Here is a 13,120-nt window from a genome sequence, read left to right as displayed (position 1 = left end):
GTCAGCTCCCCGAGGCGTACGCCACGAAGTGCGCCCAGGCGCCGGGCGTGAGCGCCAGCCGGGGGCCTTCGACGTTCTTGGAGTCGCGGACGTGGATGGTGCGGGGGGCTATGGCGATCTCGACGCAGGAGTTGCCGTCATTGCCGCTGCTGTAGCTGCTCTTGAACCACGACAGCTCGGAGGCATCACCGGCAGTGGTCGTGCGGATCATGTTTCTCCCAGCAGTTGCTCAATGAAGACCAGCGACTCTCGCGGCGAGAGCGCCTGAGCCCGGATGGTGCCATAGCGCAGATCAAAGATGCGTAGGTGTTTGGGATCTGAAGTCGGCCGACCGTTGAACGCGCCATCTGAGCGGCCCACCGCCGAGCCGTCCGCGAACTTCAGCAGTTCGATCTTGCCGTCCATGCCGGAGTGGGTCTCGCAGTTCAACGGCATCACCTGAAGAACGACGTTGTGCAGTCGACCCACCTCCAACAGACGTTCGAGCTGCTGGCGCCGCACCATTGTGCCCCCGATCGGACGGCGCAGAGCCGCCTCTTCCAGGACGAAGCTGAGCGCGGGCGCGGGTGAGCGCTCGAAGATCGACGCACGAGCCACGCGTGCGGCCACCATCCGCTCCACCTCGTCCGGGGAGTACGGCGGTTGCATGGCTTCGAACAGCGCTCTCGCATGGTCAGGGATCTGCAAGAGTCCGTTGATCCCATTGCTCTCGTAGATGCCGATCTCTACCGCCTGGGCCTCCAACTTGGCCAGCTGCCGCACCTTCTTCGGATACCGGACCCTCTTCACGTCCTCCCAGGCCGCGGCGATGAGCCCACCCGCCCCCAACACCTCGTCAGCCCTGTCCAGATATTCCTGCCGCGGAATCCGCTTGCCGCCCTCGACCTTGTAGACCAGGTCCTCTCCATAGCCCACCGCCGCCCCGAACTCGGCGGCCCGCATCCCCACCGCCTCCCGCCGCAGCTTCAACTGCCGTCCCACCGTGGTGATGACGGCGACGCCCCACTCGTCGTCGGGATCCACCTCCCACCCCGGTTCGTCCGCCTCGTCCCTGACCCGTACCGCCTCACCGTCCACCGGCATGCACCCCTCCGTCGTCCCGCGCTGCACCGCTGCGCCCTGCCCGTACCAACCGCTCCGACAGCCCGGACAGCACCGGACAAACACCGGACAGTCACCGTACGCATCCACTCGATCACTGCTCACGGTAGGCGGGAACAGCCACGCTGAGTGACGTGAACCAGGAAACCGCCGAGCCCGCGGCCGCCGAACCGGCATGCCGCTTCCCCCACTTCACCGTGCTGTTGTCGTCCACACCGCGCGGTGCCCGCCTCGCCCGCCTGCTCGCGGACGCCCAGCTCCGCAGCTGGGGAATCCCATCGGACGCCGCGCGCCACATCGTGGGGGAACTCGCCGCCAACGCGGTCACCCACGGCCGCGTCCCGGGCCGGGACTTCCGTCTCACGCTCTACGTGGTCGACGGCACGCTCCGCATCGAGGTCACCGACACCCGGTGTGAACGCCTCCCCCAGCTCCAACAGCCCGCTCCCGGCGCCGAGTCCGGCCGCGGCCTGCTCCTCGTGGACGCGCTGGCGGACCGCTGGGGCGTGCGGGAGGACCGCTTCCCGCGCAAGACGGTATGGGCGGAACTGCGCTGCGCACCGCCGGAACCCGCCCCCACGGGCCCCGGTCCCGACGGCTCCTTCTCCCAAGGAACATGAGGAGAAAGAAACCCCACCAAGCCCACCCCTCCCGCCCGAGGCCCATGCTCACTCGGGCGGGTGAACATCCACGGCTCGGCTGGATTTCGCGGCCCTCAAGTCCCCTACGCTCAGCGCAAACAATTGCACACATGCATCGGCCCCCGGCCGGGACTAGCGATCCCGATCGAGGGCCTGGCCACCGAGGAAGAGGAAGCTTCCCGATGGGTACCGAGAACCCTAGCGTGCCCCCGCACGCCGAGTCAGCCGTAGCCGCCAACGAACCCCACTCCCGGGCGAATCCACGCACGCGTGCCCGCCGGGGCGCCTACGGCGTCACCCACGACAACACCCGCCACACCACCCGCTTCACGGTGATCGGCAACCACCTGGCCCAGCACCCGGAGCTGTCGCTGGTCGCCATCGCGCTGGCCGTGCACATCCAGTCCCTGCCGAGCAACGCGCCCGTGGACATCAAGACGCTCGCCGAACGCTTCCCGGAGGGACGCGCCCGGATCGCCGCCGGGCTGCGCGATCTGGAGACGCACGGCTACCTGCGCCGCGTACGCGAACGCACCCCCACCGGCCGGATCGTCACCCGCACGATCAGCTGCAACCAGCCGAAGCCGACGCGCCACCACGCCACCACCCCCGCCGAGGCGAAGACGGCCCCCGAGGAGCACACCCCGCACAGGAAGCCCCGCGCCCCTCGCAAGAAGCACCCGCTCCCCCCGGTCCCCCAGCCGACGTGCCCCTCCCCGCCCCTCCTCCAGACGGCCACGGACCTCCTCGCCACCCTGCACCGCCAAGACCCCCGCCTGCTGCTCAGCTCCTGCGACACGGCCCACCTGGCCCCCGGTGTCGCCGCCTGGCTCGAACGCGACGTGCCCCCCGCCGCCGTACGCCACGCCCTCGCCACCGACCTGCCTCCCGAAGGCCCGCGCCGTCCCGCCGCCCTCCTCGCCCATCGGCTCACTGCCCAGCTGCCACCCCCGCCCCCCGTTCCGCACACCGGCCGAGCCGGCAGCCGCCCGGCATCCCCTCCAGACCTGCGACGGCTGCGACCGCGCCTTCCGCGCACCCGAGCCCGGCCGCTGCCGCGACTGCCTCCCGGAGGCAGCCGATCAGGGCCCGCGCACCCCGGGAGCTGGGCCGCGTCGGCAGTGGCGGGGCCGTGGGGCACAGGGTCCTCGGGCAGGATCGCCGATGTATGGAAGATTGGATACCTTTGTATGAAGCACATCTCGTGGAGGTACACCATGTCCGCCACTCAGATCGACATCGACGACGAGGCTCTTGCCGACGCGATGAGGCTGTCCGGCGCGAAGACCAAGAAGGAGATGGTCAACCTGGCGTTGCGTGAGTACGCCGAGCGTCGGCGGCGCACAGAGGCACGGCTGCGCCATCTGGAGCGCGCCCAGCATTGGGACGAGGACGGGTTCTGGCGCCGCCACGCGGCGGAGAAGGGCTCCGCTGACGGGGACCGAGCGGAGAAGGGCGTCGCCTGACCGTGATCCGCTATCTCGCCGACTCGACTGCTGTGTGGCGGCTCCAGCGACACCGCAAGCTCAACGATCTCTGGGCCCACGAGATCGACGAAGGAGCCATCGGGTCGTGTGCCGCGCAGCGGACCGAGTTCCTCCAGTCGGCGCGGAACCTCGACGAGTACGACCACATGACCGATATGTTCGCCGATCTGTACCCGGACGTTCCGGTCCCCAAGGGGGCCTGGCGCTGGATCGAGGCGGCCCAGTACCGGCTCGCCCAGCGGGGACAGCATCAGAGCCTGTCCACGGTCGACTGGCTGGTCTGTGCCACGGCCGCTCATCACAGGCTCGTCGTCCTGCACGACGACCACGACTTCCGAGCCGTCGGCCGCGTTCTCACCGACGTGGTGGAGCGCAACGTCTTCGCGACCGCGGACTGACCGCGAGGCCGACCGGCAAGCCGCAGGGCTCGGCTTCGAACCCTCCTGCGCCGCGGTGCGTCCGTCCGTGCGCACGGACACGCACTGGATGCACGCGGCCGTCGTCGAGAACGGGCTCGGGCCGGGGGCCGCCCTGTGGGCGGCGCGTTCCGGGGCGGCTGTCGAGGCCGCGGCGCTGGGGGAGGCCGTGGGGCTGCCCGGCGAGGGGGACCCGCGGGCCGCCGCCCGGTTCGATCAGGCGCGGTGGGCGGGGGACGAGCGGCTCGCCGGCGTGCTGGCCGCGCTGCTGCACCAAAGCGGGCGGGCGCGGCTCGCGGCGCGGCTCGCCGGGGTGGCGGGCATGCCGCTCGCGCGCCGGGTCGCCGATCTCGTGGGGCCGCACCCGGCGCTGCACCGGCCGTATCCGGACGAGGAGCGGCGGCCCGGCCTGGCGCGGATGTCCCACGCCGCCGACCTCGGTCTGCTGCACGCTGTCGCCCGGGCCACCGCGGAGACGGACGAGGCGCGCGAGCAGGTGGAGTGGTCGGCGCTGCACGCCGACGACATCACGGCCATGGACGGAGGGTGCGGTGCGGGAGGCGTTCGCCGATCTGCCGGCCGACGCCGCCGTCCGCTGCCGGGCCGAGGCACGCAGGGCATGCGCCGAGGGGCGGATCGCCGGTGTCGAGGAGGCCGTCGCCGCGACCTGGCGCTGGCGGTCGGGCGCCTTCCCGAAGCTGGTCCAGACGGTGGGTCCACTCGAAGCCGCCATGGCCGCCGACACCGCCGTGGCCGAAGGTGTCACCCGCCGCATCGAGGACGCGCTCGGCGACGGCGTCGTGCACGTCGTCGGCTCCCGGCGCATGGGCTGCGCCCTGCCCGGTGCGGACCTGGATCTGGTCGCGGTACTGCCCGGCACGGTCGAACCGGCCGCCGTGCAGGCGCGATTGAGGACCGCGCTGCATGGGGCCGCGGACGTGCGCGAGGTGGTCGGGGCACGCGTACCCGGCCTGCGGCTGCGGCTCGACGGGCTGGACGTGGACCTGGTCGTCGTCGCCGCCGGCTCGATGGACCCCCCCGAGGCGGTGGACCGCCGGGCCGAGCTGGGCGAGGCGGCGGCGATCGCGCTCAGCGCCGTGAGCGACGCCGACGCGGTGCTCGCCTCGGCCGGCGCACACGGGTCGGCCTTCGCCCGGCTGGCCAGGCAGGTCAAGGCATGGGCGAAGGCGCGGGGCCTGGACTCGGCGCCGTTCGGGGGCCTGCCGGACCTGGCCTGGTGCGTCCTGGCGGCCCGCACCGCGGGTGAGGCCGGCGACCTGCCGCCGGCCGATCTGCTGCGGCACTTCTTCGCGACCTGGGCGGCCTGGGACTGGCGCGACCCCGTGGGCTCCGCGGACGGGCCGCCTCGGCCCCTTCCCCTCACCATCACGACACCGTCCGCCCCGGTGCGCCCCTGCACGGACCAGGTCACGGCGGGCATGCGCGACCTCGTCACCCAAGAGCTGTTCCGTGCATGGGAATTGCTGGACGCGACCACGGACCCCTGCCCGTGGGCCGAGTTGCTCGCGCCTCCCCCGCTGCACCGCCGCCACGCGGCCTGGGCGGTCGTGACCGTGGGCCCTGGCGCGGAGGAGGGCCGGGTCCGGGGCAGGATGCGGGCCCTCGTCGCCGATCTCTCGGAGGCGGCCCCGGCCTGCCACGCCTGGCCCCGCCCCTTCTCCACGGCCCCCGCCCGCTACGCCATCGGCCTGGGCCCCACCCCGCCGACCGCCGATCACCTCGCGGCGGTCGGTGAGCGCCGGCTGCGCGGCCTGGCCGGGGTCACGCTCACGAGGGCCGAAGGAGGCGAGGTTCCCACCCTGCGCTGATCGCTTGCCCGGGGCTCCGGGGGAGGGGAGGCCGGCGTGTGTTCTGCCGTGCCGTCCCGGTACCCGACATCCCGCCTGCCTGGCTCCCGCGTGCCATCACCGCGACCTGCGTGGAAGACGTCCTCGGCATCGGGCACATACGCAGAGGCGCTGTTCGACCTGTCGCACGACAGGAGCGCGGAGCCGGACCGTGCCGCCGCCCCTCACCCACTCACGTACGGGAGACCGTTCCGCAGGACTCCCCTTCCTCCGACGTGGCGTCCGGCTCGTTCGACAGGGGCCGGCTGCGGTCGTACGGATCCGACGCGGGGCCGCTGGGCGGTGCGCCGGTGGGAGCCTCGTTGGGGAAGACGGGGTGGAAGTACCCGTCGTGGACACCGCATTCGCTGTTGAAGAAGTAGGCGTCGTAGTTCTCCACCATGAGCTTGCCCTTGGTAGCCACCCACTTGCGCGGATCTGCCAGGGACATGGTCAGGTCTCGGCGGATGATGGTGCGCGCCACCACATCGCTGCCCCCGTCGGCCTTCACCAGGGGATAGACGAACGTGTAATCCGCGTGCACCCGTACCTCACCCGGTCTCCCGGCGGCGAAGGTCATGTGGCCGCGCACCTTGACCACCGCGCCGACCAGGCGCACCTCGTCCGGGTCGAAACGGCTCACCAGGTCCGTGGGGTCGTTGTCCCGGCTGGGATCCCGCAGCGACCGCCGCAGTCGTACCACAATGGCCGCGGCCTTCGGGTCGAGGAGGGCGACCGCCCGGGTGGGCTGCCCGCCGCGCAGGACGGCCGGATCCAGATTCGTCCCGACGAGGAACTCCTTGGTGCGGCGCAGGGCCAGCGCCACATCGGCTTTGCTCATCCCGCCGACGGCCTTGGCGGTCGGCAGTTCGATGGCATCCGCGCCGTCGGCCCAGGCCAGGGCGGGCGATCCGCGGAAGGGGTGGTCGCGCGTGGGCAGCCCCGTTTGGTCGACCTCGCCGGGGGCGCCGCTCGGCAGCGCCGTCTCGGCGGGCAGGGGCGACGGGGATGCGTCGGCACCGGTGCGGCCGGGGAGCCGGTCGAGAACCAGCGCGGGACGGACCGCGACCACGGCGAGTGCCACGGCCAGCAGCACCCCGACCGCCGAACCGAACCGCCGCCGACGGCGGCCCTTTCCGTTGATCTCCCGCCACGCGGGCCCGGTGTGCCAGCCGGCCGGGGTCCAGGGCTGCGGCCCCTGCTGCCGCGTGCGCCGTCCCGCGCGCGGCCGCCACCGGCGGTGGGTACCGCCGCGCTGCTCCTCCGCTTCCTCCTCCCGCAGTCGCCGGGTCACCATCCGGGCGCGCGCCGACGGCTCCTTCGGCGCACCGGCGCCGCCACTCTCCGCGGCGTCACGCAGAAACGCCTCCCACTGCTCGTCGGGTATCGAGGACTCCTCACCGGGCCGCTCGTCGGGCTGCTCGGGTGGCGGGACGGTACTCACGGGCTCACTCTCGTCGGGGCACTGCGGGGATGGGACAAACGGTGCAGGGGCACGGTCCCCGCGGGTACGGCAGGCCGCGGCACACGCGGCCCGGACACCGGCGCAAGATCCTTGGTAGGCCGTGTCACCGCTGCTCACAAGCCATATGCGGGGTCATGCCAAACACGTGATCGAACCGGTACGCACTCGACGTCACGGGCCGGACCACGTGCGGCACGCGCGCGGGGAGTGCAGGTCGGCGGGCCGCAGGCGGTCAGCGCGGCTCGAAGCGGCCGTACGCTTCCAAGCGCGTGCCCGCGCCGCCCAGCCAGGAGCCGTCGTCCGGCCAGAACTCCAGCGGACGACGGAGCCCGGTCGCCGGATTTTCCAGCCGCGCAGCAGTGGCGTCGGTGGCGGCGGCAACGACCCGCCATTCTCAATATTGAAAACGCTACGTTGCGTTTATAAATATTGAAACAAATGCGTTGCGCATGGTTGACATAAAGGCATCTACGGGCATCAATTCTGTTGCAACAACACTGTCACGCAATGCAATTCCACATCCGCGCAACGTTGCAATGAGTTGGAGTGAACGCTAAACTCGGCGGGCCACAGGCCGTCAGGGAGCACCGAGGAGACCGCGATGCCGGGAGGCAGGCTCACCCAGCAGGAACGCCAGCAGATCGCACTGGGCCTGGCCGACGGCCTCGCCTACGCGGAGATCGCCCGGCGCCTGGAGCGCCCGACCTCGACCGTCACACGCGAGGTCATGCGCAACGGCGGCCCCACCGCCTACCGCGCCGACCTCGCCCAACGCGCCACCGAGCACCGCGCCCACCGCCGCCGGCAGGCCGCTCCCCGGGGCGCGAAGGCGCCCGCGCAGGCCCACGGGCGCGACGCCGAGGCGGTCCGCGCGTACGAAGAGACGTTCACCACCGCCATGATGCAGTCGGGTATGCCCAAGATGATGGCCCGGGTCATGGCCGCCCTCAGCCTCACCGACACCGGCAGCCTCACCGCGTCCGAACTCGTGCAGCGCCTCGATGTCAGCCCGGCGTCCGTCTCCAAGGCGATCGCGTTCCTGGAGAGCCAGAGCATGGTCCGCCGGGAGCGCGACGGACGCCGCCGCGAGCGCTATGTCGTCGACGACGACATCATGTACCAGTCGATGATGGCCAGCGCCCGGTCCATGGCCCAGATCGTCGAGACCGCACGACAGGGCGTCGGCATCCTCGGCCCCCGCACCCCGGCCGGCGTCCGCTTCGAGAACATCGCCCGCTTCCTCGACTTCGTCGCCGAGAGCACGGCCCGTGCCGCGGAGCAGGCCCGCGAGATCCTCCACACGAAACCCGGGACGAATCCGGACGGCACCCCCACGCCCCCGGACCGCACCGCCGAGCCACGGTCGGACCGCGGACGGACAGCCGGCCGCCTCAGAACGCCCGGCCCGGCACCCTCCGCACCGGAAGCATGACGGGCCTTCGAGCCGCGAAGACCCGCCATGCCCCAAAGTTCAGCTCGGCCAAGGGCTGCGCAGGTGACCGAGCGGATCCAGGCCACGCCCCAGGTGCGTCACAGCCCACCCGTGTCCCCCGTCCCCCGGCGGGCTGCGCCGCCACCGTCGGATCCGCTGCCCAGGAACGCGAAGGGGCCCGTACGACTCACGTCGTACGGGCCCCTTCAGGCCGGATACCGACCCTCAAGCAAGAGGAACTTACTTGACGATCTTGGTGACCTGGCCGGCGCCCACGGTGCGGCCACCCTCACGGATGGCGAACTTCAGGCCCTCTTCCATGGCGACGGGCTGGATGAGCTCCACCTTCATCTCGGTGTTGTCACCCGGCATGACCATCTCGGTGCCCTCGGGGAGGGTCACCACGCCGGTCACGTCCGTCGTACGGAAGTAGAACTGCGGACGGTAGTTGTTGAAGAACGGCGTGTGGCGGCCGCCCTCGTCCTTGGACAGGATGTACGCCTGCGCCTCGAACTCGGTGTGCGGGGTGACCGAGCCCGGCTTGATGATGACCTGGCCGCGCTCGACGTCCTCGCGCTTGATGCCGCGGAGCAGCAGACCGACGTTCTCACCGGCCTGGCCCTCGTCGAGCAGCTTGCGGAACATCTCGATGCCGGTGACCGTGGTGGAGGTCTTCTCCGGCTTGATGCCGATGATCTCGACGGTCTCGTTGACCTTGAGGATACCGCGCTCGATACGGCCGGTGACGACCGTACCGCGACCGGTGATCGTGAAGACGTCCTCGATCGGCATCAGGAACGGCTTGTCGACGTCGCGCTCGGGCTGCGGGATGGACTCGTCGACAGCCGCCATCAGGTTGAGGACGGAGTCCACCCACTCCTTCTCGCCCTCGAGCGCCTTCAGAGCGGAGACCTTGACGACCGGAACGTCGTCGCCCGGGAACTCGTACTCGGTGAGGAGCTCACGGACCTCGAGCTCGACGAGCTCCAGGATCTCCTCGTCGTCCACCATGTCGGCCTTGTTCAGGGCGACAACGATGTAGGGAACGCCGACCTGGCGGGCCAGGAGCACGTGCTCCTTGGTCTGCGGCATCGGGCCGTCGGTGGCGGCGACCACCAGGATCGCGCCGTCCATCTGGGCGGCACCGGTGATCATGTTCTTGATGTAGTCCGCGTGACCCGGGCAGTCGACGTGGGCGTAGTGACGCGACTCGGTCTGGTACTCGACGTGCGCGATGGAGATGGTGATACCGCGCTGGCGCTCCTCGGGCGCCTTGTCGATGTTGTCGAACGGGGTGGCCTCGTTCAGTTCCGGGTACGCGTCGTGCAGCACCTTGGTAATGGCGGCCGTGAGGGTCGTCTTACCGTGGTCGATGTGACCGATGGTGCCGATGTTGACGTGCGGCTTAGTCCGCTCGAACTTCGCCTTCGCCACTGGGGTCCTCCTGTGGAGTGGTTCTGTACGCCTTACTCATCGGCGCCAGGTGATCTTTGCTGGGGTGCCGCCCGCCGGGGTTCTCTCCGGGGCCCGAGACCCGGGGTCTCGGCCGCGGATCGGACCCCCGGCGGTCGGTGTCAAGCCTAAAGCGTGTAACGGGGTGCGTTACTCGCCCTTGGCCTTCGCGATGATCTCCTCGGCGACGTTCCGCGGAACCTCGGCGTAGGAGTCGAACTGCATCGAGTAGCTCGCGCGACCCGACGTCTTGCTGCGGAGGTCGCCGACGTAGCCGAACATCTCCGACAGCGGAACCAGGCCCTTCACGACTCGGGCGCCGGCACGCTCCTCCATGGCCTGGATCTGGCCACGACGGGAGTTGATGTCACCGATGACGTCGCCCATGTAGTCCTCGGGCGTGGTGACCTCGACGGCCATCATCGGCTCGAGCAGCACGGGGCTGGCCTTGCGGGCGGCCTCCTTGAACGCCTGCGAACCGGCGATCTTGAACGCCAGCTCGGAGGAGTCGACCTCGTGGTAGGCACCGTCCAGCAGGATGACGCGCACGCCGGTCATCTCGTAACCGGCGAGGATGCCGAACTGCATGGCCTCCTGGGCGCCGGCGTCGACCGAAGGGATGTACTCCTTCGGGATACGGCCACCGGTGACCTGGTTCACGAACTCGTAGGAGGTGTCACCGCTCTCGATCGGCTCGATCGAGATGATCACCCGGCCGAACTGACCGGTACCACCGGTCTGCTTCTTGTGGGTGTACTCGACCTTGTCGACCTTCCTGCGGATGGTCTCGCGGTAGGCGACCTGCGGCTTGCCGACGTTGGCCTCGACCTTGAACTCACGGCGCATGCGGTCGACCAGCACCTCAAGGTGCAGCTCGCCCATGCCGCCGATGATGGTCTGGCCGGTCTCCTCGTCCGAGTGGACCTGGAAGGACGGGTCCTCCTCGGCCAGGCGCTGGATCGCGACGCCCAGCTTCTCCTGGTCGCCCTTCGACTTGGGCTCGATGGCGACCTGGATGACCGGCGCCGGGAAGTCCATGGACTCCAGGATCACCGGGGCCTTGTCGTCGCACAGCGTCTCACCGGTCGTGGTCTGCTTCAGGCCCATGACCGCGACGATGTCGCCGGCGCCCACCGAGTCGATCTCCTCACGCTTGTTCGCGTGCATGCGGTAGATCTTGCCGATGCGCTCCTTACGGCCCTTGACGGAGTTCAGCACGGCGGAGCCGGACTCCAGACGGCCGGAGTACACGCGGACGAAGGTGAGCTTGCCCAGGTGCGGGTCGCTCATGATCTTGAACGCCAGCGCGGACAGCGGCTCGTCGTCGGACGGCTTGCGCTTGACGACCGTCTCCGGGTTCTTGACGTCGTGGCCCTCGATGGCCTCGATGTCGACCGGGGACGGCAGGTAGCGCACGACCGCGTCGAGCAGGGGCTGGACGCCCTTGTTCTTGAACGCGGTGCCGCAGAACACCGGGGTGACGGTGGTGCCGGTGCCCTTGCCGGACGCGATGGTGATACGACGGATCGCGGCGTAGAGCTGCTCCTCGGTGGGCTCCTCGCCCTCCAGGTACAGCTCCATCAGCTCTTCGTCGTTCTCCGCGACGGCCTCGAGCAGCTTGCCGCGCCACTCCTCGGCCGCCTCGGTGTGCGTGGCCGGGATGTCGACGGTGTCGTACATCTCGCCCTTGGTCGCCTCCGCGGACCAGACCAGGGCCTTCATGCGGACCAGGTCCACGACGCCCTTGAAGTCGGCCTCCGCACCGATCGGCAGCTGCATGACCAGCGGCTGCGCGCCCAGGCGGTCGGAGATCATGTCGACGCAGCGGTGGAACTCGGCACCGGTGCGGTCGAGCTTGTTGACGAAGCAGATGCGCGGAACGCCGTAGCGGTCCGCCTGACGCCACACCGTCTCGGACTGGGGCTCGACGCCGGCAACGCCGTCGAACACCGTCACGGCACCGTCGAGCACGCGCAGGGAACGCTCCACCTCGACGGTGAAGTCGACGTGACCCGGCGTGTCGATGATGTTGATGGTGTGGTCGACGTTGTCCAGCGGCCAGTGGCAGGTGGTGGCAGCAGAGGTGATCGTGATGCCACGCTCCTGCTCCTGCTCCATCCAGTCCATGGTGGCAGCGCCGTCGTGGACCTCACCGATCTTGTAGGAAACGCCGGTGTAGAACAGGATCCGCTCGGTGGTGGTCGTCTTGCCCGCGTCGATGTGGGCCATGATCCCGATGTTGCGGACCCTGGCCAGGTCAAGTGAAGTGGTAGCCATAAGGCTTCAGTCTTCTCTCGGTCTCGATGGGGTAGCGACTACCAGCGGTAGTGCGCGAAGGCCTTGTTGGACTCGGCCATCTTGTGCGTGTCCTCGCGCTTCTTCACCGCGGCACCGAGGCCGTTGGAGGCGTCGAGGAGCTCGTTGAGCAGACGCTCGGTCATGGTCTTCTCGCGACGGGCGCGGGAGTAACCGACCAGCCAGCGCAGCGCCAGGGTGTTGGCACGGCCGGGCTTGACCTCGACCGGAACCTGGTAGGTGGCGCCACCGACACGGCGGGACTTGACCTCGAGGGTCGGCTTGATGTTCTCGAGAGCGCGCTTGAGCGTGATGACCGGGTCGTTGCCCGTCTTCTCGCGCAGACCCTCCATGGCGCCGTAGACGATGCGCTCGGCGGTGGAGCGCTTGCCGTTCAGCAGCACCTTGTTGATCAGCGAGGTCACCAGAGGAGAGCCGTAGACCGGGTCGATGATGACCGGGCGCTTCGGGGCGGGGCCCTTACGAGGCATTCTTACTTCTCCTTCTTGGCGCCGTAGCGGCTGCGGGCCTGCTTGCGGTTCTTGACACCCTGGGTGTCGAGCGAGCCACGGATGATCTTGTAGCGAACACCCGGCAGGTCCTTCACACGGCCGCCGCGCACGAGCACGATGGAGTGCTCCTGCAGGTTGTGTCCCTCACCCGGAATGTAGGCCGTGACCTCGATCCCGCTGGTCAGACGCACACGCGCGACCTTACGCAGGGCCGAGTTCGGCTTCTTCGGGGTGGTCGTGAACACACGCGTGCACACGCCACGGCGCTGAGGGGAACCCTCGAGTGCGGGCGTCTTGTTCTTCTCGACCTTGTCCTGCCGGCCCTTGCGGACCAGCTGCTGGATCGTAGGCACTACTTCTCCGGTTTCTGTGTGCCGATGGGTACAGCTAACCTGGAACGTCGCCGACCCACGCGGTCGGGTGTGTCGAATCCCGCGGACTCCCGCCGCCAGGCAGAAAGAGGCGCAGATTA

General features: G+C 69.8%; 12 protein-coding genes and 2 pseudogenes. 6 read left to right on the top strand and 8 right to left on the bottom strand.

Annotation, left to right across the window (positions count from 1 at the left end; all coding sequences use genetic code 11):
• Window position 1: 1 nt before the first annotated feature.
• On the bottom strand, window positions 2–211 hold the full coding sequence (locus tag ACFSL4_RS12000; protein ID WP_381081476.1) for a DUF397 domain-containing protein: 210 nt from the start codon (window positions 209–211) through the stop codon (window positions 2–4).
• Complete coding sequence (locus tag ACFSL4_RS11995) at window positions 208–1,083, bottom strand: helix-turn-helix domain-containing protein (RefSeq protein WP_381081474.1); 876 nt, start codon at window positions 1,081–1,083, stop codon at window positions 208–210. Before ACFSL4_RS11995 ends, ACFSL4_RS12000 begins: the two co-directional genes overlap by 4 nt.
• 152 nt (window positions 1,084–1,235) lie before the next feature.
• Here ACFSL4_RS11995 and ACFSL4_RS11990 point away from each other — a divergent pair, with 152 nt between their 5' ends.
• Complete coding sequence (locus ACFSL4_RS11990; protein ID WP_381081472.1) at window positions 1,236–1,721, top strand: ATP-binding protein; 486 nt, start codon at window positions 1,236–1,238, stop codon at window positions 1,719–1,721.
• A 242-nt stretch (window positions 1,722–1,963) separates the two neighbouring features.
• Here the strand turns inward: ACFSL4_RS11990 and ACFSL4_RS11985 are convergent, their stop codons facing one another.
• Window positions 1,964–2,248, bottom strand: a complete 285-nt coding sequence (locus ACFSL4_RS11985) for a hypothetical protein (protein WP_381081629.1) — start codon at window positions 2,246–2,248, stop codon at window positions 1,964–1,966.
• Here ACFSL4_RS11985 and ACFSL4_RS11980 point away from each other — a divergent pair.
• The 4 genes and pseudogenes from ACFSL4_RS11980 to ACFSL4_RS11965 all read left to right on the top strand — a co-directional run.
• Window positions 2,135–2,807 (top strand): annotated as a pseudogene (locus tag ACFSL4_RS11980) (helix-turn-helix domain-containing protein); the annotation flags it as partial. The gene ACFSL4_RS11985 and the pseudogene ACFSL4_RS11980 overlap by 114 nt on opposite strands.
• Window positions 2,808–2,959: 152 nt before the next feature.
• The gene (locus ACFSL4_RS11975) at window positions 2,960–3,208 is read left to right on the top strand and encodes a type II toxin-antitoxin system VapB family antitoxin (protein WP_381081470.1); all 249 of its coding nucleotides are present in this window, start codon (window positions 2,960–2,962) and stop codon (window positions 3,206–3,208) included.
• A 2-nt stretch (window positions 3,209–3,210) separates the two neighbouring features.
• Window positions 3,211–3,627 (top strand): PIN domain-containing protein, encoded by a 417-nt coding sequence (locus ACFSL4_RS11970; protein WP_381081468.1) that lies wholly within the window; start codon window positions 3,211–3,213, stop codon window positions 3,625–3,627.
• A 734-nt stretch (window positions 3,628–4,361) separates the two neighbouring features.
• A pseudogene (locus ACFSL4_RS11965) lies at window positions 4,362–5,474 on the top strand (poly(A) polymerase); the annotation flags it as partial.
• Between the two features lie 211 nt (window positions 5,475–5,685).
• On the opposite strand, the gene ACFSL4_RS11960 reads toward ACFSL4_RS11965, so the two are convergent.
• Window positions 5,686–6,936, bottom strand: a complete 1,251-nt coding sequence (locus tag ACFSL4_RS11960) for a hypothetical protein (protein ID WP_381081466.1) — start codon at window positions 6,934–6,936, stop codon at window positions 5,686–5,688.
• 622 nt (window positions 6,937–7,558) lie between these two features.
• Here ACFSL4_RS11960 and ACFSL4_RS11955 point away from each other — a divergent pair.
• Window positions 7,559–8,389 carry a helix-turn-helix domain-containing protein gene (locus ACFSL4_RS11955; RefSeq protein ID WP_381081464.1) on the top strand — a complete coding sequence of 277 codons (831 nt, stop codon included), beginning with the start codon at window positions 7,559–7,561 and terminating at the stop codon, window positions 8,387–8,389.
• A gap of 240 nt (window positions 8,390–8,629) precedes the next feature.
• Here the strand turns inward: ACFSL4_RS11955 and tuf are convergent, their stop codons facing one another.
• The 4 genes from tuf to rpsL form a co-directional block, all read right to left on the bottom strand.
• Window positions 8,630–9,823: an elongation factor Tu gene (gene tuf / locus ACFSL4_RS11950; RefSeq protein WP_381081462.1), complete on the bottom strand. Its 1,194-nt coding sequence runs from the start codon at window positions 9,821–9,823 to the stop codon at window positions 8,630–8,632.
• A 168-nt stretch (window positions 9,824–9,991) separates the two neighbouring features.
• Window positions 9,992–12,118 carry an elongation factor G gene (fusA, locus tag ACFSL4_RS11945; RefSeq protein WP_381081460.1) on the bottom strand — a complete coding sequence of 709 codons (2,127 nt, stop codon included), beginning with the start codon at window positions 12,116–12,118 and terminating at the stop codon, window positions 9,992–9,994.
• A gap of 38 nt (window positions 12,119–12,156) precedes the next feature.
• A complete protein-coding gene (gene rpsG / locus ACFSL4_RS11940; protein ID WP_003998848.1) occupies window positions 12,157–12,627 on the bottom strand; it encodes a 30S ribosomal protein S7 in 471 nt (156 codons plus the stop codon).
• Window positions 12,628–12,629: 2 nt separating this feature from the next.
• The gene (rpsL, locus tag ACFSL4_RS11935; RefSeq protein WP_003948652.1) at window positions 12,630–13,001 is read right to left on the bottom strand and encodes a 30S ribosomal protein S12; all 372 of its coding nucleotides are present in this window, start codon (window positions 12,999–13,001) and stop codon (window positions 12,630–12,632) included.
• Window positions 13,002–13,120 lie beyond the last annotated feature (119 nt).

The sequence above is a fragment of the Streptomyces caeni genome (genome assembly GCF_042678285.1).
GTDB lineage: Bacteria > Actinomycetota > Actinomycetes > Streptomycetales > Streptomycetaceae > Streptomyces > Streptomyces caeni.
Note: the sequence above shows the minus strand (reverse complement) of the source record. Positions and strands in the feature narration are given on the sequence as shown.